The sequence below is a fragment of the Spiractinospora alimapuensis genome (assembly GCF_018437505.1).
Classification (GTDB): Bacteria; Actinomycetota; Actinomycetes; order Streptosporangiales; family Streptosporangiaceae; genus Spiractinospora; species Spiractinospora alimapuensis.
This window is the reverse complement of sequence record NZ_CP072467.1, coordinates 5,564,771-5,587,409: the sequence shown is the minus strand read 5'-3', so window position 1 is coordinate 5,587,409 and position 22,639 is coordinate 5,564,771. Positions and strand designations below refer to the sequence as shown.

The following is a 22,639-nucleotide window of genomic DNA, read 5'->3' as shown; positions in this document are numbered from 1 at the left end:
GTCAATGCTAACGAGTAGGGGGTTACTGATCTTGCGGCGCGACCACGGAGGCTAGCGCATTGTGTCATTTCGGGGGAACCCTCAGTTTCGCCGTGGCCCGCGAGCCGCGGCTCGACGAGCCATGACGTGCTGGACAAGCTCCACCAGGACCTGCTTGCTGGATGCCCGCTCACGAACGTCGGCGAGGACAATGGGGACTTCCGGAATCAGGTCCAGGGCGTCACGGACTTCCTCTTCACCGTAGGGACATATCCCGTCAAACTGGTTGACTGCCACCATAAACGGGATATTTCGCCGCTCGAAGTAGTCGACAGCGGGGAAACAGGACTCCAGCCGGCGTGTGTCGGCCAGGACGACCGAACCCAACGCCCCTTCGCACAGTTCGTCCCACATGAACCAGAACCGATCCTGGCCCGGTGTTCCGAAGAGGTACAGCATCAGCGAGTCGTCGATCGTGATCCGGCCGAAGTCGAGGGCGACCGTCGTGGTGTGCTTGTCTTCGACTCCCGCGAGGTCGTCGACGCCCAGGCTCGCCTCTGTCATCACCTCCTCGGTGCGTAATGGGGTGATCTCGCTGACCGAGCCAACGAGAGTCGTCTTGCCCACGCCGAACCCCCCGGCGACCAGAATCTTGATCGCCATGGGAATCGGTTCGATCTCGGGAACGACGTCAGATCCTGCGGATTCCATCAAGTACCGCCTGCAGAACGTTCATCTCCGGTAGGTCTGCCACGGGCACGGGGGCACGGGCGAGTATCGCTCCCTCCGCCACGAGATCACCGATCAGGACCTTGACCACACTGAGTGGAAGGTCAAGATGTGCCGCCACCTCGGCCACGGAGATGGCGCGCTGGCAGAGGTTGATGATCGCGACCTGTTCGGGCTGGAGACCCGGCAGGTCACGCGGTGTTCGGGTCGCGACAACGGTGCTGATCATGTCGAGACCGGGCTGGACGGGACGGGTTCGTCCGCCGGTCACGGTGTAGGGCCGAACCAGGGGGCTGGTGTCCTGGCTCGGTTGCGGGGGTCTCATGAGGGGGCCGCCGCGGGTGAGGAGGGCGGAACGGCGTCGCGCGCGTCGCCACGGGGTGGGGCCGAGAGACTACGGCCGACCTGGCGAACCCGGAGGTTCATCTCGTAGGCGACGAGGCCGACGTCGATGTTCTGCTCCGCGAGGACCGCGAGGCAGGCGCCCGATCCGGCGGCGATCACGAAGAGATAGGCGTGTTCCATCTCCACGACGGTTTGGCGCACCGCTCCCCCGCCGAAGTGGCGGCCGGTCCCCAACGCGAGGCTCTGAAGTGCCGAGGAGACCGCGGAAAGGTGTTCGGCGTCGGCTGTGGACAACTGTTGGGAGCGACCGAGCAGGAGTCCGTCGGCGGACAGTGCGATGGCGTGCCGAATGCCCGGAACACGGTTCGCGAGATCGTCGAGCACCCAGCCCAAGTCGTCCTTGGCGCCTTCTCGTTGCGTCGTCATGCACCCTCCTCGGGTCGTGTCCCCACGGACGGCTCGGTGGTCTCGACCTCGACTGGTCGAGTGCCCGGGTCCGTCCCTTCCGTGTGCTCCACGTTCTCGGTGTGCTCCGCGTCCCCCGCGGGTTCGGCGTTGTCTCCCGACCGCGTCCGTCGCGCGGTGTCGGGACGCGCTTCGCCCTCCGTACGCCGTACAAGGTCGCTGTCCTGCTGACGTCCACGGCGGGTTCCGGTCTGCAGTGCCGTCATCGTCTGGCGGACGTCGGACGCCGTTCGCGGTGCTGGCGCTCCCTCCGACACCGTCGGCGTCGTCCTGAGCTGCGGCGCGAGACTGGCCTGACGTTGCCGGCGCGGCAACGCGGGCCGCTGCTCGCCACCAGTGGGGGATGGGCGTCGGTTCGGTTCGGAGAACGGGTCCTTCGGAACACTGACACCGAGCGTGTGTATCTCGGCGGAGGGCACGCCCTCCGGCTGGGTGTTTCGCCCGGGTTCCCGCTCGAAGGTCCCGGGTGTCGTCTGTCGTTGTGCCCCGGTGGCGGTGTCGTTCGGCCCGGTGGGGGGTCGCGGTACGCCGTCTCTGGGAGTGGCGGGGTACGAAGGCCGGCCCTGGGCGACCAGGCGCGCCGGGACCAGCACGATGGCCCGCATCCCCCCGTAGGGCGATCCGCGTAGCTGAACGGCGATTTGGTGCTTGGCGGCGAGCCGGGCGACGACGAACAGTCCCAGTCGTGAGTCGTTGTTCGGCGCCACCACGTCGAACTGGGGTGGGGAGGCGAACGCGCGGTTGGCGCGATCGACGTCCTCCGGCTCCATGCCCAGCCCCCGGTCCTCGACCTCGATCACCAGTCCCTTGGGGACGAGTTCGCTGCTGACGTGAACCACGGTGTGTGGCGGGGAGAACGACGTAGCGTTCTCCGCGAGTTCGGCGATGAGGTGGATGACGTCGCCGACGGCCGACCCCACGATCGACACCTCCGGCACGTTGCGGAGCTTGATCCGCGCGTACTCCTCTGTCTCCGAGATCGCCCCGCGGATCACGTCGGTCAGCGGGACGGGGTCACGCCACTGCCGCCCCGGTCGTCCGTTGCCGAGGATGATGAGGTTCTCCGCGTGTCTGCGGCCCCGGGTCGCGAGGTGGTCCAGTTGGAACAGGTCGCTGAGCAGGTCGGGGTCCTCCTGGTCGCGTTCGATCCGGTCCAGGAGCTCCAACTGGCGCTGGACCAGCGACTGGTTCCGGTGCGCGATGGCGAGGAACACGCGGTTGGCACCCTCCCGGATCTCCACCTGACGCACCGCGGAGGCCACGGCGGTGCGTTGGGCCGCGTTGAACGCGTTGGCGACCTCCCCGATCTCGTCCTCCCCGTGGTCCAGTGGCTGCACGTCGTCGCCGGGGTCCACGCGCTCACCCCGCTCGAGCTGGCCGACGATCCGGGGAAGGTCACGCTCGGAACGTTCGAGGACGTCGCGACGCAGGCGGCGCAGCCGGTCGATGAGTTCCTTCGACGAGCGCGACGCGACGCCGTAGGCGAGCGCGGCGGCGAACAGGGAGAAGATCCCCCCGCCGACCGACCAGGTCAGGTGGTTGGTGCCGGCGACGTCGGCGCAGTCAAGCTGCTCGCGCCACTGCGCCTCGGCCAGGCCGACAAGGCCGCCGCTCACCGCGTCCATGTCCGTACGCCACTGTTCGATGTCCACCGGCACGGTCCTGTCGGGCGAGTTGGGGACGCCGAAGGAGTCGACCGTCGCGATCGGCTCGTTGGTCGCCACCTCGTTCGTCGTGGCCTGGACGTTCTGCCAGTCCGTTCCCTCGACGAGGGCCGTGAGCGTCTCCTCGTTGTCGTCGGTGAGCCGCCCCGAGGCGGTCTCCAGAGACGCGGTGCCGTGTTCCACCAGCCCGGTGATCCGTGCTTGTTCCTGCGGCGTGAACTCCTCCGCCGCGACCGCGCCGGACAACACGGCGTCCGCCTGGGCCAGGGCCTCCTGGCCCCGCACGACGTCCTGGGTCGCGGAGGCCATCGCCACGGCCTCGGCGTCCTGGACGTTGCGTCCCGACGCGTCGAAGAGGCGGTGGCCCGCGTCGATGAGCTCGGTGTAGGCGTTCGACGCCCCGAGCCGGTCCTGTTCCCCGTTGAGGACGTCCTCCCGCAGGGAGTCACGGCCCTCCAACGCGTCCAGGAACTCCGCCGCGTGTTCCCGGACCTCGGGTGCCCCCCGGCTGGTGAGCCCTCGGGCCCGATCCCCAACGTCACGCAGCGAGTCGTCGGTGGCGACGAACTGCGAGCGCAGCGCGTCGCCCGCCGGCTCGTCCTCGGTGTCACTCCCTTGGTCGGTCTCCCCGAGGTAGACGAGAGCGAGTCGTCGTTCCTCCTGGAGTTGTGTACTCGCCTGGTAAAGGTCGGCCGCCGCGCGACCGTCCACGGCTGCGAGCTTCAGCGACACCGCCTGAATGAGCGCGGCCCCGCTGAGCACACAGAACAGCACCACGAAGGTCACGCCAGGGATCAGTACGATCCGTCGAAGCTGTGACCTTATCCCGGTGGCTTCCTCCCGCTGTTGCCCCTGCCCCATACGGATCATGGCGGTGGAACGCCCTACCCCCCTCGCGTGCCGAGCTGGCGACGGCGGCCGTTCCCCCCGAGAGCGGTCGCGTTGGTCGTCGCCATGGTGTGGACCCCGTCGTCGCCGCGTCCGCGGCACAACGAAGTCCATCGATGTGACCCGGTGTGAACCCAAGGATTCACGCTGAGCTGTGACGTTATCGCAACCGACTCCACGCGCGGGCTCGTTTGGGAAAAGTCGTTCGCGGGTTTGGGACAGGCCGCCGCGACCTCACTGGTTCGCCCCACGGCATGGGCCGCGAAGAACCCCACCGGCGGCCGGAGGAGCCCTTGGTGCGCGCCGCCACGTACTGGCCGGAGGGGACGTTCACCCACCCGGGTGGGCGTCGGGCGCGGGTGGAGTGGACGCCACGTGGAGTGGGCGCCTCTTCGGTCCTGGCCACCGCTCGTTCCGTCGGTCCCCTCCGGACCCGAAGAACGGGGCGGGGAGAGCCGTTCGTCGGTCTCCGGGGCGGTGCGGCGCCAAGAGGAGAGGTGCCGACGAACCGAGGACCGCGAGCCGGCGGTTCCGCTCGTCAGTCGGTGCGTGTGGTGGCGAAGGACGCGGGGCGGACGCACGGCGCCTGTCGTGCGCGGCAAGAGCACCGGACCGGAATGGATACCCCTGGCGGCACCGCTCCCCCGCGTTCTCGCCGAGCGGACGCCAACACGCGCCCGACGAGATCACCGTCAGTCGCGGTCGGAGCCGCGGACGCGGGCGTTCGGGGACCCCCCGGACGCCCGTACTGACCCGACGCGCGCCCCGCCCGGCCCGTCCGTTTAGGGCGCCGCGACTCCACGCGGACGGACAGACCGGGACAGGGGTCCCGGGGTACTACCCGCGGCCGTACTCACGCATGGTGCCCGCTGCCTCGCGCAGGTCCGCGATCTGCTCGGCGACCCGCGCCGGGGCGGTGCCGCCCTTCGCGGACCGGGACGCCAATGAGCCGGGGACGGAGAGAACCTCGCGGACCTCCGGTGTGAGGTATGGGGAGACGCTGGCCAGGTCGGCGTCGGTCAGGTCGCCGAGTTCGATGCCTCGCTCCTCGCAGGCCCGGACACAGGCGCCGGCGATCTCGTGCGCGTCTCGGAAAGGCACCCGCTGGCGCACCAACCACTCGGCGATGTCGGTCGCCAGGGAGAAGCCCCGTGGGGCGAGTTCCGCCATGCGCTCGGTGTCGAAGGTCAGGGTGGAGACCATTCCGGTGAACGCCGGCAGCAGCAGTCGCAGAGTGTCCGCGGCGTCGAACACCGGCTCCTTGTCCTCTTGGAGGTCTCGGTTGTAGGCGAGGGGCAGGCCCTTGAGCGTGGTGAGCAGACCGGTGAGGTCGCCGACCAGCCGTCCGGCCTTGCCACGGGCGAGCTCGGCGATGTCCGGGTTCTTCTTCTGCGGCATGATCGAGGACCCGGTGGAGAACGCGTCGTCGAGAGTGACGAAGCCGAACTCCGCGGTCGCCCAGATGATGATCTCCTCGGCGAGGCGCGACAGGTCGACGCTGGCCATGGCGGCCACGAAGGCGAACTCCGCGACCACGTCGCGGGACGCGGTCCCGTCGATGGAGTTGCCCACGGCCGCGGAGAAGCCGAGGTCGACCGCGACCGCCTCTGGGTCCAGGCCCAGGGACGACCCCGCGAGGGCGCCGGAGCCGTAGGGGGAGGCGTCCGCGCGGCGGTCCCAGTCCCGGAACCGCTCGGTGTCACGGAGCAGGGGCCAGGCGTGCGCCAACAGGTGGTGCGCGAGGAGCACGGGTTGGGCGTGCTGCAGGTGTGTGCGCCCGGGCATCGGCGCGTGCGGGTGCGCCTCGGCCTGGTCCACGATCGCGTCGACGAGGTCGAGGAGGTCGTTGGTGATCGCGCGGGCCTGCTCGCGCAGGTACATCCGGATCTGGGTGGCGATCTGGTCGTTGCGGGAGCGCCCCGCGCGTAGGCGCCCGCCCAGGACGGGACCGACGCGTTCGATGAGTCCGCGTTCCAGCGCGGTGTGGACGTCCTCGTCGTCGGGTACCGGCTGGAAGTTTCCGGACTCGACGTCGGCTTCGAGGCGGTCGAGTCCGGCGAGCATCGCGGTCAGGTCCTCCTCGGTGAGGAGGTCCGCGGCGTGCAGGACCCGGGCGTGTGCCCTGGAGCCGGCGATGTCGTGTCGGGCCAGCCGCCAGTCGAAGCTCGTGCTGTCGGACAGTCGCGCGAGCGCGTCCGCGGGGCCTCCCGCGAACCGGCCTCCCCACAGCCGCGTGGGCTCGGTGTTGTCTGTCACGACGTTTCCCTTCTCCGTCCGTCCCGTGGGGCGGGGGCACCGTCGGTGCCCCCCCCCCACGGGTCTCTTCGTTGCTTGGTGGTGCCCGTCGGCGCGGCCCCGTTCCCGCGCCGGTGGTCGCCGGCCACCGGTGGTCAGGGCCGGCGGTTCGCCAGTCGCAGCAGGGCCGTTGCCAGCTCCTCTCCTCCGTCCGCGGAGGAGGCGATCACCAGAATGGTGTCATCTCCGGCGATGGTGCCGAGAATCTCCGGGATGTCGGTGTGGTCGATGGCCGAGGCGAGGAACTGGGCCGCGCCTGGCGGGGTGCGGGCCACCACAAGGTTGCCGGACGCGCGCGCGGACACCAGGAGTTCCTCGGCGAGGCGGGTCAGGCGTGCGTTGGACACCGAGTCCAGCCCGTCGGTGGTGGGTCGCGCCCGCTCCAGGCGCTCTCCCCCCTCGCCGGGCAGGACGTAGATCAGGTCCCCGTCCCCGGTCCGGAGCTTCACAGCGCCCAGTTCGTCGAGGTCACGCGACAGCGTGGTCTGGGTGACCTGAACGCCCGCCATGCCCAGCAGCTCGGCGAGTTCCCCCTGGGACCGCACCGCGTGCTGGTTGAGGAGTCCCGTGATCCGGGCGTGCCGCGCCGCCTTGGTGACGGGGCTCGGTGCTGTCCCCCCGTGGTTGGGCTCCGGCGTGCTCATCGGGATCCGGAACCACCGTCCAGGAGGAAGGCGAGCAGGGCCTTCTGGGCGTGGCGCCGGTTCTCCGCCTGGTCCCACACCGCGCTGGCGGGGCCGTCGATCACCTCGGCGGTGATCTCCTCTCCCCGGTGGGCGGGCAGGCAGTGCAGCACGATGGCGTCGGGGTTGGCGACCGCCAGTTTGGCGGCGTCCACGGAGTGGAGCCGGAACGGTGTGCTGCGCTGGGCGGCTTCGGCCTCCTGGCCCATCGAGGTCCACACGTCGGTGGCGAGCACGTCGGCGCCCTTGGCCGCGTCGGTGGCGTCGGTGATGATCTCGACGGAACCGCCGGTCTCGGCGGCGATGCGCTGCGCGGTGGCGAAGATCTCCGGGTCGGGGGCGTACTCCGGGGGAGCGGTGACGCGGACGCGCATCCCGGCGGTCGCTCCGCCAACGAGGTAGGAGTGGGCCATGTTGTTGCTGCCGTCACCGAAGTAGGTGAGGGTGAGTCCGGCCAGTTTCCCGCGGCGTTCCCGGATGGTCTGCAGGTCGGCGAGGATCTGGCAGGGGTGGTAGCTGTCGGTCAGGGCGTTGACGACGGGGACCGCGCTCGCCGCGGCCATGTCCTCGATGCGGGACTGCGCGAAGGTGCGCCACACGATGGCCGCGCACTGGCGGTCCAGGACGCGGGCGGTGTCGTCGAGCGGTTCTCCGCGGCCGAGCTGACTGGTCTGGGCGTCGATGACCAGGGGGATTCCGCCAAGGTCGGCGACGCCGACCGCGAAGGAGACCCGGGTCCGGGTCGAGGGCTTGTCGAACAGGAGGGCGACCGTATGCGGGCCCTCGAGGGGCCGGTGCCGGAACCGGTTCGCCTTCATCTCGTCGGCGAGGTCGAGGACCTGGGCCTGCTCGGTGGGCGTGAGGTCGTTGTCGGCGAGGAAGTGCCGGACCCCGGGGTGGCTCTGGGTCAGCTCTGTCATGCTCAGGCTCCTTCGGTCCCTTGGTTCGTGGTCCGCTCGTCGACCTCGGTGAGGATGCGCGGCCACGCGTCCGTGAACTCGGTGATCTCAGATCCGGTGATGTTCAGCGCGGGTGCCAGCCGGATCACGGCGGGGGCGACGGCGTTGACGAGGAATCCGTGCTCGGCGGCGCGTCGCTGGAGTTCCGCGGCGACGGGACCGCTCAGGGTCACCCCCAGCCACAGCCCGCTCCCCCGGACGTCGGTGACGGGCGGGACGGCGGTGGCGCGCAGTTGACGGGCGAGAAGTTCGCCCTGCTCCACGACGTTGGCGAGAAGGTTCTCCTCCTCGATGGTGTCCAGTACCGCCAAGGCGGCGGCGACGGCGACGGGATTGCCACCGAACGTGGATCCGTGGTCACCCGGGCTGAGTGCCGTGCCCGCGTCGCCCAGCCCGACGCAGGCTCCGATCGGAAGCCCTCCCCCGAGTCCCTTCGCCAGCGTGAGGATGTCCGGGAGGACACCGGCGGGCTGGTGGGCGAACCAGTGTCCCGTGCGGCCGATGCCGGACTGGATCTCGTCCAGCACCATCAACGCGCCGGCGGCGTCGCAGACACCTCGCACGTCGGCGAGGTAGCCGGCCGGAGGCGGGACGACGCCGGCCTCCCCCTGGGTCGGTTCGAGGAACACCGCGGCGCAGCACTCGTCGACGGCGTCGCGCAGGGCGACCGGGTCACCGTAGGGCACGAACCGGACGTCCATCCCGAACGGACCGAAGGGCGTCCGGATGGCGTCCTTACCGGTGACCGCGAGCGCGCCGAAGGAACGCCCGTGGAAACCGTTGGTGGCGGCGACGAGGACCTGGCGGTCGGGGCGTGCGCGACGCACCACCTTGAGTGCCGCCTCGTTGGCCTCGGTCCCGGAGTTGGCGAAGAACACCCGCCCGTCGTGGCCGACCAGTCGCAGGAGCCGTTCGGCCAGAACGACCTCTCCCTCGTGCAGGAAGAGATTGCTGGTGTGGGCGAGACGCGCGACCTGGTCACTGACCGCGCGGACCAGGGCGGGGTGCGCGTGCCCGAGGGAGGACACCGCGATCCCGGCGAACATGTCGAGGTAGGTGCGGCCGTCGACGTCGGTGACGTGGCGTCCCGAGCCGTGGGCCAGCGCGATCGACGGTGACCCGTAGTTCGGCATCAGCGCGGCCGCGAACCGTTCCCGCAGCCCGCCGGTGGTGTCGTCGGCTTCGTTCGTGTTCACGTCGGCTCCTGGTCAGGGGAGGTGGGAGCCGACGTGTCGGCGCCGGCCGGTTGCTCGGAGTCGTGGACGACCATCGTGCCGATCCCTCGGTTGGTGAACACTTCCAGGAGCATCGAGTTCGGGACGCGGCCGTCGATCACGTGCGCCTGGGGAACGCCGCCGGTGACGGCGCGGAGGCACGCCTCCATCTTGGGCACCATCCCGGCGGACAGGTCGCCCAGCATCGCCCGTAGCCGGGACGCCGTGAGTCGGCTGATCAGGTCGGTGTTCTGGGGGTAGTCGGCGAAGAGGCCCTCGACGTCGGTGAGCATGATGAGCTTGCTCGCGCCCAGGCCGACGGCGAGAGCCGCCGCGGCGGTGTCGGCGTTCACGTTGTACACGCCCTCGGGGGCGCGCGCGATGCTGGAGACGACCGGAATCCGGCCGTCGTCCAGCAGCGTGGTGAGCACACTGGGGTCCACGCGCACTACCTCGCCGACGTGGCCGATGTCGACGGTCTCACCGTCGACCTCGGCGGTCTTGCGCTCGGCGGTCAGCAACTGGGCGTCCTCACCGGACATGCCGACGGCCAGCGGGCCGTGGGCGTTGATGAGGCCGACGATGTCGCGGTTCACTTGCCCGGTGAGCACCATGCGGACCACGTCCAGGGTTTCGCGGGTGGTGACCCGCAAGCCGGCGGTGAACGTGCTCTCGACACCGAGCCGGTCGAGCTGGGCGTTGATCTGGGGGCCGCCGCCGTGCACGACCACCGGGCGCAGGCCCGCGTAGCGCAGGAACACGATGTTCTCGGCGAACCGCACGCGGAGCTCCTCGTCGACCATGGCGTTGCCGCCGTACTTCACGACGACGATCCTGCCGTGGAAGCGCCTCAACCAGGGCAGGGCCTCGATGAGGGTGGCCGCCTTCTCCTGGGCGTCGGTGTGGGGGTTGGGGTGCGTCATGTGCTGTAGGCCGAGTTCTCGTAGACGTAGTCGACGGTCAGGTCGTTGGTCCAGACGGTGGCGCCGTGGGATCCGGCGCCCAGGTCGATGGTGACGTCGACGTCCCGCCCGCTGAGGTCGACCTTGTCACGGGGTTCGCCCGCGGCTCCGGCGCGGCAGACCCACACCCCGTTGACCGCGACGTTGATCCGGTCGGGTTCGAAGCGCGCGTCGGTGGTTCCCACGGCGGAGACGATGCGTCCCCAGTTGGGGTCGCGTCCGTAGATGGCGGTCTTGAACAGGGCGCTGCGGGCGACGGCACGGCCCACGTCCACCGCCTCGTCCTCGCTCGCCGCCCCGACCACCTGGATCGCGATGGTGTGCGACGCTCCCTCGGCATCGGCCAGGAGCTGTTCGGCCAGGTCCTGGCAGAGTTCGGTGAGCAGCGCGGCGAAGTCCTCCTCCTCTGGGCGCACGGTACTCGCGCCGCTGGCCAGCAGGAGGACGGTGTCGTTGGTGGACATGCAGCCGTCGGAGTCGAGCCGGTCGAACGTCGTCGCCGTCGCCGCCCGCAGGAGGTGGTCCAGCCGCTCGGAGGGAAGATCGGCGTCGGTGGTGAGCACGACGAGCATGGTGGCGAGACCGGGGGCGAGCATTCCGGCCCCCTTGGCCATGCCGCCGATGCTGTAGCCCTCTCCGCGGCGGAACCCGATCTTCGCGACGGTGTCCGTGGTGCGGATCGCGTCGGCCGCGGCGAGCCCTCCGCTGACGTCGGCGGAGGACAGGGCGTCGGTGACTCCCAGCAGCAGGGACTCCATCGGCAGGCGCTCACCGATGAGTCCGGTGGAGCAGACGGCGATCTCGGAGGCGGAGTCGGCCAACGCGTCCGCGGCGTGCTCGGCGGTGGCGTGGGTGTCCTGGAAGCCCGCGGGCCCGGTGCAGGCGTTGGCTCCGCCGGAGTTGAGGACGACCGCGCGCACCCGACCGCCACCGAGCACCTGTTCCGACCAGAGGACGGGGGCGGCACGGACGCGGTTGCGGGTGAAGACGCCGGCGGCGGCGCGTGACGGTCCGTCGTTGATGACGACTGCGACGTCTCTGTTGTTCGAGTCCTTCAGACCGGCGGTCACTCCGGCCGCCCGAAAACCACGCGCGGCGGTCACGCTCACGTTCTACCCCTTTGCGTCGGTGGCCGACCGGTCGCACGAGCGGTCCGGACGGTGGATCCATCATGCCAGCCGCATGAAATCATATGCAAATCAATGCATAAACAATCAGCCCTGAGGGCGGGATCCGGGAACGAGACCCCGACGCGACCGCCCTACCGGCGACACCCCCGGGGCAGGTCACCAACGCGCTGAACTGGAATCGCTGGAGAAACGCTAGGAGAGGCGGGGCTTCGCGGTGTCCGGATGGACCGTCGTGCCGCTCGCGCCGTGGAGCAAGCGGTCCAGCTTCTCCTGGAGCCCGACCTTGACCGCGTGCTCGCGGAAGGCTCGCACCAGCGGTGGTTCGGGTTTGCGGTCCGGGACGACGAGTCCCACGGTGTAGGACACCTCGGGGTCGCGCAGGGCCACGGCACGCAGACCGTCGAGCTGCCCGAACAGGTGCAGCCACGCGTGCGGCATGACCGTCGCCCACCCGCCGTCCCGCACATGGGCGCACAGCGCCGTCACCGAGTTGGTCTCGATGGTCGCGTAGGGCTCGACGTTGACACCACGGAACGTGTTGTTGATGATCCGTCGGTTCTGCATGTCCGGCGTCAGCAGGCACAACGGCAGCTCCGCGACCTCCCGCCAGGTCACCGGGCCGGCGAACTGCAGCGCCGCGCTGGTGAGCAGGACGTAGCGCTCCCGATAGAGGGGGACGCCACGGACACCCGACAGCGGCTCGTTGTCGATGTAGGTGATGCCCACGTCGATCTCGTAGTCGAGCATCTGCCGCTGTATCTCGATGGACGACAGGGACGCCACCGTGGCCTGCGCCCGCGGATAGGTGTGACAGAAGGGCGTGGTCAACATGGAGACGGTGCTCAGGGCGGTCGGGATCACGCCGACCCTGAGCCGGCCAGAGACCTCGGAGTCCAGGGCGTTGACGTCCTTGACGAGCTGGTCCCGGTCGATCAGCACCTGGTGGGCCCACTCGACGATGCGCTCGCCTTCGGAGGTGAACCCCATGAACCGGTTCCCCCGTCGGACGATCATCACGCCGAACTCGGCCTCCAGCTTGCGAATACCCGAGGAGAGGGCTGGTTGGGAGACGAAGCACGCCTGCGCCGCCCGAGCGAAGTGTCGCTCCCGAGCCAGCGCGGCGAGGTACTCAAGGTGGCGCAGAAGCATAATCGCAGGTTACCTGGCGTTTGATACATCTCGATTATGGTGTGAGTCGTGGAATCGTTTTGACCTCTCACGGTCCCTCTCGGGAAGCTTGACATTATGCCTCGTCACGCGCCAAAAGCAGACGTCAACGACGACCATCTGTCGGTGTCCGCCCCCAAGAGTTCCGCCGCCGGCATCCCCGCGGTGGTTTCGTCCCTCCGTCACGGCCTGGACCAGATGGGCCCGAAGCGGACCATGCTGACCCTGCTGAAAGTCAACCAGCAAGACGGCTTCGACTGCCCCGGCTGCGCGTGGCCCGAGCCGGGCAAGCGACACACCGCCGAATTCTGTGAGAACGGCGCCAAGGCGGTCGCCGAGGAGGCCACCGTTCGCCGGGTCACACCGGAGTTCTTCGCCGAACATCCCGTGAGCGACCTGGCCCAGCGCAGCGACTACTGGCTCGGCCAGCAGGGCCGGCTCACCCACCCGATGTACAAGGCCGCCGACAGCGACCACTACGAACCCATCGCCTGGGACGAGGCCTTCACGGTCATCGCGCGGGAACTGGGGAACCTCGCCTCCCCCGACGAGGCCGTCTTCTACACCTCGGGCCGGACCAGCAACGAAGCGGCCTACCTCTACCAGTTGTTCGTCCGGATGGCCGGCACGAACAACCTGCCGGACTGTTCGAACATGTGCCACGAATCCAGCGGCGTGGCCCTCACCGAGACCATCGGCGTCGGCAAGGGGAGCGTCAGCGTCGACGACCTGGAACAGGCCGACCTGATCTTCGTGGTCGGACAGAACCCGGGCACCAACCACCCCCGGATGCTGTCCACCCTGGAAGCCGCCAAGAAGCGCGGCGCCAAGATCGTCACGGTGAACCCGCTGCCCGAGGCGGGGATGACCCGGTTCAAGAACCCCCAGAAGCCGTCGGGTGTGGTCGGGAAGGGCACCACCCTCACCGACCAGTTCCTCCAGATCCGCCTCAACGGTGACCTCGCGCTCTTCCAGGCGCTCAACACCCTGCTGGTCGAGGCCGGCGCCGTCGACCAGGAGTTCGTGGACTCCCACACCGCCGGATACGAGGCGTATCGCGAGCACCTCGCGACACTGGACTGGGACCAGGTACTCCACGCCACCGGCCTGGACAGGGAGGAGATCGACGCCCTCCTGGAGCTCGTCACCAACTCCGAGCGCATCATCGTGTGCTGGGCCATGGGCCTCACGCAGCACCGCAACTCGGTACCCACCATTCGCGAGATCGTGAACTTCCTCCTCCTGCGCGGCAACATCGGCCGGCCCGGAGCGGGGGTCTGCCCGGTCCGTGGCCACAGCAACGTGCAGGGCGACCGCACGATGGGCATCTACGAGAAGCCCAAGAGCGAGTTCCTGGACGCGCTCGGCGCCGAGTTCTCCTTCGAACCGCCGCGGGAGCACGGGTACGACGTCGTCGACTCCATCGCCGCGATGCGGGACGACAAGGCGAAGGTCTTCATCGCGATGGGCGGCAACTTCGTCTCGGCCACTCCCGACACCGCCGTCACCGAGGCCGCGCTGCGCGGGTGCGAACTCACCGTGCAGATCTCGACGAAACCGAACCGGTCACACGGCGTCACCGGCCGCCAGGCGTTGATCCTCCCCACGCTGGGACGTACCGAGACCGACGTCCAGGCCACCGGACCGCAGTACGTGACGGTCGAGGACTCCATGTCGGTCGTGCACGCGTCCCGCGGGCGCCTGGCTCCCGCGTCGGACCACCTGCTGAGCGAGATCGCGATCGTGTGCCGAATGGCGCGCGCGGTCCTCGGCGAGGACAGCGCCCCGTGGAGCGACTTCGAGGGCGACTACTCCCTGATCCGTGACAGCATCGAGCGGGTCATTCCCGGCTTCGACGACTTCAACGCGCGCGCGGAGGAGGGCTTCGTCCTCCCCCACCCGCCGCGTGACGAGCGCCGGTTCACCACATCCACCGGCGCCGCCAACTTCACCGTCAACCCCCTCCACGTGCTGAACGTGGAGGAGGACGAGCTGATCCTGCAGACCCTGCGCTCCCACGACCAGTACAACACCACCATCTACGGACTGGACGACCGCTACCGGGGCATCAAACAGGGCCGACGGGTCGTCTTCGTGAGTCCCGACGACCTCGCGAAGCTCGGCTTCGCCGACGGCGACATGGTCGACCTGGTCGCGGGCGAGCGCCGGGCGGACAACTTCCGCGTCGTCGCCTACCCGACGGCGCGGTCGTGCGCGGCGGCGTACTTCCCCGAGACCAACGCCCTGGTTCCGCTGGACAGCACGGCCGAGGGCAGCAATACGCCGACCTCGAAGTCCGTCATCATTCGACTGGAGTCGGCGACCGGCTGACGCGACCGGTCCGGATCCCCACCTCGCCGGTGGGGGACGACCATCGACAGGCCCAAGCACTGAGGGGCCCTGGGGATCACCCCCAGGGCCCCTCAGTGTCTCGGATCGCCCGCGACCGTCGTCAGGTCGCGCCTTGTCCCGCTCTCTTCGCGGGGCGGGCGTCCTGATTCCTGGCCGCGATGGAGAGGCCCCTGCCGCCGACCACCCGGACGATCGCGGGGTGGGCGCGCCACACACCGCGATCCCAGCGGCCCGGCGACCGAGGCCTCCTCCGGTTACGCCGTGAACAGTGCCGCGGCCTGGATCGCCGTCATGACGACTCCGTAGCCCAGGGCAGCGATCACGAGCACCCACAACACACTGGACGCGAGGGTGGATCCCATTGCCGCGCTCCTCTCCGACCTCTCGATGACCTAGACCTCCGTGGCGACGCGGGTGTCGCCACGAGTGTTCTTCGCCCGCTCGGCCATGGGGCGGATCAGCATGTTGGCGATGAAGCCCACCACCATGACCCCGATCATGACCTGCAGCGACAGGGTGTAGACGTCCGCGCCTTCATATCCGGCGTCCTTCTGGTGGTCGGCGATCGCGCTCACGATCAGGGGGCCGGCGACACCCGCGGCGGACCAGGCCGTGAGCAGACGGCCGTGGATCGCGCCGACGTTGCGGGAGCCGAACAGGTCCTTCAGATAGGCCGGCACCGTGGCGAAGCCACCGCCGTAGAAGGTCAGGATGATCCCGGTCAGCGCCACGAACAGCACTACGGAGCTCGTACCGAACGTGAGGACGAGCAGGTAGAGGACGGCGCCCACACCGAGGTACATGATGTAGGTGGGTTTGCGCCCGATGATGTCGGAGGTCGAGGACCAGATGAACCGGCCACCCATGTTGCACAGGGAGAGCACCCCGACGAAGCCCGCGGCCGCGGCGGCGGTGACCGCGGGGAAGTAGTCCTGGATCATCGGCGCGGCCTGCTGCAGGATGCCGATTCCGGCGGTGACGTTGCAGAAGAGCACGATCCAGCACAGCCAGAACTGGCGGGTGCGGAACGCGTCCTCGACCGATACTCCCTCGGTGGCCGGGTCCTTCTTGGGGCGGTCGGCGTCGGCCGGCGTGCCCTGCGGCGTCCAGCCGGGGGGAGGTACGCGGACCGTGGCGGCGCCGAGCATCATCGCGACGAGGTAGGCCCCCGCCAGGACGAGGAATGTGGGAACGATCGCCTCGGAGGGGCTGGCACCCAGCGCGTTCATCAGCGCGTCGGAGAGCGGTGAGGCGATGAGGGCGCCGCCGCCGAAGCCCATGATGGCCATGCCCGTGGCGAGGCCGGGACGGTCTGGGAACCACTTGATGAGCGTCGAGACCGGGGAGATGTACCCGATCCCCAGGCCGATGCCTCCGATGAACCCGTATCCCAGGTACACGAGCCACAGTTGGCCGGTCGCGACACCGACCGCGCTCACCAGGAATCCGGAAACCCAGCACAACCCGGAAACGAACATGGCCTTGCGTGGGCCATTCCGTTCGACCCATTTTCCACCGAATGCGGCGGACAGGCCGAGCATGACGATCGAGATACTGAAAATGACGGCGATGGGGGTTTGCTGGGTGCCGAAACGCTCAGCGAGTGGGTTGTTGAAGACACTGAAGGCGTACACCTGTCCGATCGACAGGTGGACCGCCAGTGCGGCGGGCGGGATCAACCAGCGATTGAATCCATGCGGGGCCACGGACCGTTCGCGGTCCAGGAATGTCAGCATGAATCATGATTTTCCCGACCTACCGACGATCATGGCAAATAGATTCCATAGCATCTTCCATAACCACAAGTTATTACATGTCGCCCTTTCGTCCCGGTCCGGCGCGACCACGGGGCGGCGGAGAACTTGTGTGACGGTGGTGGCGAGGCCGCCGGCGAGTCGGACGGTGGAACCCACGGGGATCACGACTCACCCGGACGGAGCTCCGTGGTACGCCACACGTACCGTATGGATCCGTCGAGGGCAGCGACCGTTCCATAACCAGCCGTGATCGTTCGCCACCCACGGGAGTGTTTCGGGTGAGCGAAGACTCCTGGTGACCGTGCGTGTCACCAGGAGCCGCATGGCCTACGGGGCCAGGCCCGCGCTGGGGAGGCCGGTGGCCTCGGGCAGGCCGAGGGCGATGTTCGCGCTCTGCAGCGCCGCCCCCGCGGTGCCCTTGGTCAGGTTGTCCAGCGCGGCGATCGCGACGAGCTGCCCCGCGGCCTCGTCCACCGCGATCTGGACGTAGCACGTGTTCGCGCCGGCGGTCATCGCCGTCGTCGGCCACGTTCCGGCGGGCAGGAAGTGCACGAACGGCTCGTCGGCGTACTGGTCCTCGTAGGCGCGGCGCAGGGTGTCCAGGGTCGCCCCGCTACGAAGGGGAACGGTGCAGGTCGCGAGGATCCCCCGCGACATCGGCGCCAGAACCGGGGTGAAGGAGACACGGGGCTCGTCGGGACCGGTGGCCACGTGGCGGAGGTTCTGCACGATCTCGGGGAGGTGACGGTGCGTTCCGCCCACTCCGTACGGACTCACCGAGCCCATGACCTCACTGCCGATGAGATGGGCCTTGGGCGCCTTCCCCGCACCCGAGGTGCCCGTCACCGAAACGATGGTGGCCACCGGATCCACCAGACCACTGCGCACACCCGGCATCAGGGCCAACGTGGCGGTGGTGACGTGGCATCCCGGGACCGCGATCCGGTCGGTTCCGGCCAGCGCCGCCCGCGCCCCCGGAAGCTCCGGCAGCCCATAGGGCCAGGTCCCCGCGTGCGGGGAACCGTAGAAGGTCTCCCACGCGGCGGCGTCGCTCAGTCGGAAGTCGGCACCGCAGTCCACGATCAGTGGGCTCTCTCCGCGCTCACGCAGCGCGTGCGCGATGACGCCCGACTGGCCGTGTGGGAGCGCGAGGAAGACGACGTCGTGCCCGGAGAGGGTCTCGACGTTCGTCTCCGCGATGGTCCGGTCCGCCAGGTCCGGCAGGTGCGGCTGGTGTTCGCCCAACCGACTGCCAGCGCTGCTGGCGGCGCTCACGGTACCGATCGCGAACTCCGGGTGCCCCAACAGCAACCGAAGCACCTCACCGCCCGCGTACCCGCTGGCACCAGCAACCGCGGCCGACCAAGTCATGAACCCTCCTCGCGCATCGTCTCCGCACATCATGGAGGAGGATGTAAATTTATGCAAATCACTGCATAGACACTCGATCAGGTGTCTCGGGATCCGCGGCGGCACCGTCCTGATCCCGCGCCGGCGCCGGTGGCGGCAGCAGGATCCGATCGATCACGGCGAGGGCCAACGCGGAGGCGACGAAGGTCAGATGGATCATCGTCTGCCAGAACAGCGTGTGCGGTTCCTTCTCCCCCGCCTCGATGAACGTCTGCAACAGGTGGATCGAGGAGATGCCCACGATCGCCATCGCCAGCTTCACCTTGAGGATGTTGGGGTTGATGTGGTCCAACCACTGCGGCTCGTCCGGGTGCCCGCGCACCTTCACCTTCGACACGAACGTCTCGTAGCCACCGATGATCACCATGATGAGGAGGTTGGCGATCATGACGACGTCCACCAGCCCGAGGACGATCAACATCACGGAGGTCTCGTCGAGTCTGCCGTGGAACGCCTCCAGGACGAGATGCCACACGTCCTGCACGAACACCCAGACGTAGAGAGCCTGCGCCACGATCAGCCCCAAGTACAACGGGGCCTGCAACCAACGACTCACGAACATCACGTAGCCGAGGTGACGGCGGTCCAGACCCGGCACGGACGCGATTTGTGGCATACCTGTGGACTTCCTGCGACAGGGGGGATGTCTGAGGGGAAACGTCCCTAGAGTAGTGCGCGGTGGTGCCATGACCGGACGGTCGCGGTCCTCCCAGAGACGGCACCGCCCCTGTCACCTGGCATGATCCGGGAGGCCGGCCGCCACACGCCGGTTTGCCACAAGTGGTCACCCCACGACTCCGGGTGCTCGTCCCCACGCGGGACCGAGAACCCGCCCGCCGGGACGCCATTAGCCACCGACACGGGGTGTCGGTGGCCAACTCGTCACACGAGGCGCGTCCGGCGCGATCCAGGTGGAAGCCCCGGTCAGGACCGCAGTGCCGCCCCGAAGCGCTCGGTCGCCGCCGCGACGGCGGCGTCGCGGGCCACGGCGACCTCCTCACCGGTCAGGGTCCGGTCGGCGGCGCGGAAACGCAGGGTGTAGGCGAGGGACTTCTTGCCCTCGCCGACCTGTTCCCCACTGAACACGTCGAAGAGCCGCAGATCCTCGAGAAGATTCCCAGCGCCCTCGCGCAGCGTACGTGCGACGTCCCCCGCCGGGGTGCCCGCGTCGACGACGAGAGCGATGTCCTGCGTGGCGACCGGGAAGGACGACACGCGAGGTGGACTCACCGTCTGGCGGGCCCGCTCCACGAGGTCGAGGTTGAGTTCCATGGCGACCGTACGCTCGGGGAGACCGAAGGCGCTCACCGTCCGGGGGTGCAACTCCCCGGCGTGCCCCACGAGCACCTCCGCACCGTCGGGAAGTGTCGCGTAGAGCGCGGCGCAGCGCCCGGGGTGCCACGGTTCGTAGCTCGCGGCGACGGCCCGTAGGTCCACGTTCGCGATTCGCGCCACCTGTCGTGCGACCGCGATCGCGTCGGCCCAGATCGCCGGCCGCCCCTCACCCCACCAGCCGGCGGGTTGGAGGTCACCCGTCAGCACGGCGCCCACCATTCGAGGCTGGTCGGGCAGCGCCGCGGCGATCGACTCCAGTTCCGCCGCCGAAGGCCCCCGGTCCACCGGAAGGACCGGCGCCACGGAGGGCTGTCCGGCGCGCGGGCGGTACACCAGGCCCAGCTCGAACAGCGCCACGTCGGGGAAGCCTCGACCGACGTTGCGCGTCACGGTCGTGAACAGGCCCGGCAGCAGAGTGGTACGCAGCAGCGGCTCGTCCTCGCTGAGCGGGTTGGCGAGGCGGTTGGCGCGGCGACGCTCGTCGGTCGCCGGCAACTGCAGCGCGTCGAAGTCGCGTTCCCCGATGAAGGGATAGTTCAGGACCTCCACCAAGCCGGACTCCGCCAAGGTCCGACCGACGCCACGCCGGAGGCGCTGGGAAGGGGTGAGGCCACGACCCGCCGGTGCGCGCGGCGGGACGGAGGGGATCAGGTCGTAGCCCTCGAGCCGCACGACCTCCTCGGCGAAGTCGTTGACGTCGGTGAGGTCTGGCCGCCAACTGGGCGGCGTGACCCGCAACTCCTCGCCAAGTTCCTCCACGGTGCACCCGATCTGGCGCAACCGCCGCTGGGAGGTCCCGGGAGCGTAGTCAACTCCCGACACGGCGGCGGCGTGGCTCTCGGCCACCGAGATCGTGGCGGGGGGCGACGTGTTGTCCACGACCGTCATCCCGGGCTCCAGCACCGCTCCACCGAGGTCGGCGAGGAGTCGCACCGCGCGGGTCGCGGCCACCTCCTGCACGGCGTTGTCCACACCGCGCTCGAACCGTCGGGAGGACTCCGAGCTGAGCTTGTGGCGGCGGGAGGTGCGGCCGATGTGGGCGGCCTCGAAGTGCGCGGCCTCGATCACGACGTCGGTGGAGGTCGGCCCGATCTCGGTGGTCAGTCCGCCCATGACGCCGGCGATGTTCACCGGCCCGGTGTCGTCACAGATCAGGATGTCGTCGGTGTCCAGGGACCGGGTGACGTGGTCCAGGGTTTCCAGGGTCTCCCCCGCATGTCCCAGGCGCACCCGGAGCGGGCCCTTGAGCGCGCGGCGGTCCCACGCGTGCAGCGGCTGCCCGAGCTCCAACATGACGTAGTTCGTGACGTCCACCGCCAGCGAGATGGGCCGAACCCCGCCCTTGGCCAGTCGGTGTTTCATCCACAGCGGCGACTCGGCGTCGGGGTCGAAATCACGGACGGCGCGCAACACGTAATGGGAGCAGGCCTCGGGGGCCTCCACCTCGGCGGGGTAGCTATCCTCCTCCGAGGCGTCCACCACCAGCTCCGCCGGGTCACGGAAGTCGAGACCGTAGAGGACGGCGACCTCGCGGGCCACGCCACGCAGTGACAGGGCGTACCCGCGGTCGGGCGTCACCGCGATGTCCAGTACCTCGTCGTCGAGTTCGAGGTAGCGCACCGCGTCGGTCCCGGGTGCGGGCGCGGCGTCCCCGAGCACGAGGATGCCGGCGTGTTCCTCCCACATGCCCAGTTCCTTCGCGGAACAGATCATGCCCTCGGACATGCGGCCGTAGGTCTTGCGGGCGCCGACGGCGAATCCGCCGGGCAGGGTGGATCCGGGGAGCACGACGATCACGTTGTCGCCGACCGCGAAGTTGACGGCGCCGCAGATGACGTTCTGGGGTTCACCCGTACCGTTGGCGTCGCCGACGTCCACCTGGCAGTACCGGATCGGCTTCTTGAAGCCGGTCAGTTCCTCGATGGCCAGCACCGTGCCCACGACGAGGGATCCGTCGATCCCGGCGGCGGTGTCCTCGACCGTCTCGACCTCCAGTCCCGCGAGGGTGAGGGCGGCGGCCAGGTCGCGGCCCGTCGTGCTCTCCGGGATGTCCACGTAGTCCCGAAGCCAGGACACTGGAACGCGCATCAGATCTCCATCCCGTAGGCGCGGGTGAACCGCACGTCACCTTCGACCATGTCCCGCATGTCGGCGATCCCCTGCGAGAACATCAGGGTGCGCTCGACACCCACGCCGAAGGCCCAACCGCTGTACACGTCGGGGTCGACTCCCGCGGCCCGCAGGACGCGCGGGTTGACGAGCCCACACCCTCCGAGCTCGATCCACCCCTCGGACGAGCAGGTGCGGCAGGGAGCGTCCGGGTCGCCCACGGAGGCCCCCCGACACACGAAGCACTGCATGTCGACCTCGCCCGAGGGCTCGGTGAAGGGGAAGTAGGACGCGCGGAACCGGGTCGCCAGTCCGGCGCCGAACATGCCGGCGACGAATGCGTCCATCGCGCCCCGCAGGTGCGCCATGGTGATGCCGCGATCAACCACCAAGCCCTCGAGCTGGTGGAACACCGGCGTGTGGGTGGCGTCCAGCTCGTCGGTGCGGAACGTCTTACCGGGAGCCACCACGTAGACCGGCAGCTCTCGGTCGAGCAGGGCCCGCACCTGGACCGGTGAGGTGTGTGTCCGCAGCAGGCGCCCCGACTCACCGCCCTCGTCGTCGGCGACGTAGAAGGTGTCCTGCATCGCCCGCGCGGGATGGTCGGGGAGGAAGTTCAGGGCGTCGAAGTTGAACCACTCGGCCTCGATCTCGGGCCCCTCGACCACCTCGAAGCCCATACCGACGAAGATGTCCGCCATCCGGTCGGCGATGGTGGTGACGGGGTGCCGACCCCCGCGCGGCGTCCGGTCCCAGGGCAGGGTGACGTCGACGGCCTCCTCCACCAGGACGCGGGCGTCGCGCTCGGCCTCGAGGTCGGCCTCCCTCCGCTTCAGGGCGTCGGAGACGTCGCGGCGCGCGGTGCCGACACGCTGTCCGGCCTCCTTGCGTGCCGTCGGCGGCAACGCGCCGATCTCGCGGTTGGCCAGGGCCAGGGGTGAACGGTCTCCGGCGTGGGCGAGCCGGACTTCCTTCAGCTCGCCGAGGTCGTTGGCCGCGGTGATCGCCGCGAGCGCTTCGGCCCGCATGCGGTCGACCTCCTCGGGATGCAGCGGAGTGACCTCAACCGGATCATAGGAACTGTTGGGTGCAGACATGATGTGATCGCCTCGCCGTCGCGCACAGGCCGACGGCCGCCAGGGTCCGCGTGCGCGCGGCACCGAACCCGATCGGACAGGGCCAGAACTGGGAGCTGC

Annotated in this window: 18 protein-coding genes; 1 reads left to right on the top strand and 17 read right to left on the bottom strand. The window is 69.3% G+C overall.

Features of this window, described 5'->3' with window-relative positions:
- Window positions 1-81: 81 nt before the first annotated feature.
- The 11 genes from J4H86_RS25910 to J4H86_RS25860 all read right to left on the bottom strand — a co-directional run bounded on the left by J4H86_RS25910 (window position 82) and on the right by J4H86_RS25860 (window position 12,462).
- Entirely contained in the window at window positions 82-690 is a 609-nt protein-coding gene (locus J4H86_RS25910; RefSeq protein ID WP_236540924.1) for a GTP-binding protein, read from the bottom strand.
- Entirely contained in the window at window positions 671-1,033 is a 363-nt protein-coding gene (locus J4H86_RS25905) for a DUF742 domain-containing protein (protein WP_236540923.1), read from the bottom strand. The genes J4H86_RS25910 and J4H86_RS25905 overlap by 20 nt, the downstream gene beginning before the upstream one ends.
- Window positions 1,030-1,479, bottom strand: coding sequence for a roadblock/LC7 domain-containing protein (locus tag J4H86_RS25900; protein WP_236540922.1), 450 nt, complete (start codon window positions 1,477-1,479; stop codon window positions 1,030-1,032). Before J4H86_RS25900 ends, J4H86_RS25905 begins: the two co-directional genes overlap by 4 nt.
- Window positions 1,476-4,043 carry a sensor histidine kinase gene (locus J4H86_RS25895; protein WP_236540921.1) on the bottom strand — a complete coding sequence of 856 codons (2,568 nt, stop codon included), beginning with the start codon at window positions 4,041-4,043 and terminating at the stop codon, window positions 1,476-1,478. The genes J4H86_RS25900 and J4H86_RS25895 overlap by 4 nt, the downstream gene beginning before the upstream one ends.
- An 864-nt stretch (window positions 4,044-4,907) precedes the next feature.
- A complete protein-coding gene (gene argH, locus J4H86_RS25890) occupies window positions 4,908-6,326 on the bottom strand; it encodes an argininosuccinate lyase (protein ID WP_236540920.1) in 1,419 nt (472 codons plus the stop codon).
- A 134-nt stretch (window positions 6,327-6,460) separates the two neighbouring features.
- On the bottom strand, window positions 6,461-7,009 hold the full coding sequence (locus J4H86_RS25885; protein WP_236540919.1) for an arginine repressor: 549 nt from the start codon (window positions 7,007-7,009) through the stop codon (window positions 6,461-6,463).
- The gene (gene argF / locus J4H86_RS25880; protein WP_236540918.1) at window positions 7,006-7,968 is read right to left on the bottom strand and encodes an ornithine carbamoyltransferase; all 963 of its coding nucleotides are present in this window, start codon (window positions 7,966-7,968) and stop codon (window positions 7,006-7,008) included. The genes J4H86_RS25885 and argF overlap by 4 nt, the downstream gene beginning before the upstream one ends.
- A gap of 2 nt (window positions 7,969-7,970) precedes the next feature.
- Window positions 7,971-9,140: an acetylornithine transaminase gene (locus J4H86_RS25875; RefSeq protein WP_236544185.1), complete on the bottom strand. Its 1,170-nt coding sequence runs from the start codon at window positions 9,138-9,140 to the stop codon at window positions 7,971-7,973.
- Between the two features lie 59 nt (window positions 9,141-9,199).
- Complete coding sequence (gene argB, locus J4H86_RS25870) at window positions 9,200-10,144, bottom strand: acetylglutamate kinase (protein ID WP_236540917.1); 945 nt, start codon at window positions 10,142-10,144, stop codon at window positions 9,200-9,202.
- Window positions 10,141-11,292 (bottom strand): bifunctional glutamate N-acetyltransferase/amino-acid acetyltransferase ArgJ, encoded by a 1,152-nt coding sequence (gene argJ / locus J4H86_RS25865; RefSeq protein WP_236540916.1) that lies wholly within the window; start codon window positions 11,290-11,292, stop codon window positions 10,141-10,143. Before argJ ends, argB begins: the two co-directional genes overlap by 4 nt.
- A 213-nt stretch (window positions 11,293-11,505) precedes the next feature.
- Window positions 11,506-12,462: a LysR family transcriptional regulator gene (locus J4H86_RS25860; RefSeq protein WP_236540915.1), complete on the bottom strand. Its 957-nt coding sequence runs from the start codon at window positions 12,460-12,462 to the stop codon at window positions 11,506-11,508.
- A gap of 96 nt (window positions 12,463-12,558) precedes the next feature.
- Here J4H86_RS25860 and J4H86_RS25855 point away from each other — a divergent pair, with 96 nt between their 5' ends.
- Window positions 12,559-14,811, top strand: coding sequence for an FdhF/YdeP family oxidoreductase (locus tag J4H86_RS25855; protein WP_236540914.1), 2,253 nt, complete (start codon window positions 12,559-12,561; stop codon window positions 14,809-14,811).
- A gap of 275 nt (window positions 14,812-15,086) precedes the next feature.
- Here the strand turns inward: J4H86_RS25855 and J4H86_RS27745 are convergent, their stop codons facing one another.
- From J4H86_RS27745 to pheS, 6 genes are all read right to left on the bottom strand, one after another.
- Window positions 15,087-15,194, bottom strand: a complete 108-nt coding sequence (locus tag J4H86_RS27745) for an MFS transporter small subunit (RefSeq protein WP_449451340.1) — start codon at window positions 15,192-15,194, stop codon at window positions 15,087-15,089.
- A 30-nt stretch (window positions 15,195-15,224) separates the two neighbouring features.
- Window positions 15,225-16,568: an L-lactate MFS transporter gene (locus J4H86_RS25850; protein ID WP_236540913.1), complete on the bottom strand. Its 1,344-nt coding sequence runs from the start codon at window positions 16,566-16,568 to the stop codon at window positions 15,225-15,227.
- A gap of 348 nt (window positions 16,569-16,916) precedes the next feature.
- Window positions 16,917-17,960 carry an N-acetyl-gamma-glutamyl-phosphate reductase gene (argC, locus tag J4H86_RS25845; RefSeq protein ID WP_236540912.1) on the bottom strand — a complete coding sequence of 348 codons (1,044 nt, stop codon included), beginning with the start codon at window positions 17,958-17,960 and terminating at the stop codon, window positions 16,917-16,919.
- A gap of 58 nt (window positions 17,961-18,018) precedes the next feature.
- Window positions 18,019-18,615 (bottom strand): TIGR00645 family protein, encoded by a 597-nt coding sequence (locus J4H86_RS25840; protein WP_236540911.1) that lies wholly within the window; start codon window positions 18,613-18,615, stop codon window positions 18,019-18,021.
- A gap of 308 nt (window positions 18,616-18,923) precedes the next feature.
- Complete coding sequence (gene pheT, locus J4H86_RS25835; protein ID WP_236540910.1) at window positions 18,924-21,422, bottom strand: phenylalanine--tRNA ligase subunit beta; 2,499 nt, start codon at window positions 21,420-21,422, stop codon at window positions 18,924-18,926.
- On the bottom strand, window positions 21,422-22,540 hold the full coding sequence (gene pheS, locus J4H86_RS25830; RefSeq protein ID WP_236540909.1) for a phenylalanine--tRNA ligase subunit alpha: 1,119 nt from the start codon (window positions 22,538-22,540) through the stop codon (window positions 21,422-21,424). Before pheS ends, pheT begins: the two co-directional genes overlap by 1 nt.
- Window positions 22,541-22,639: the final 99 nt, after the last annotated feature.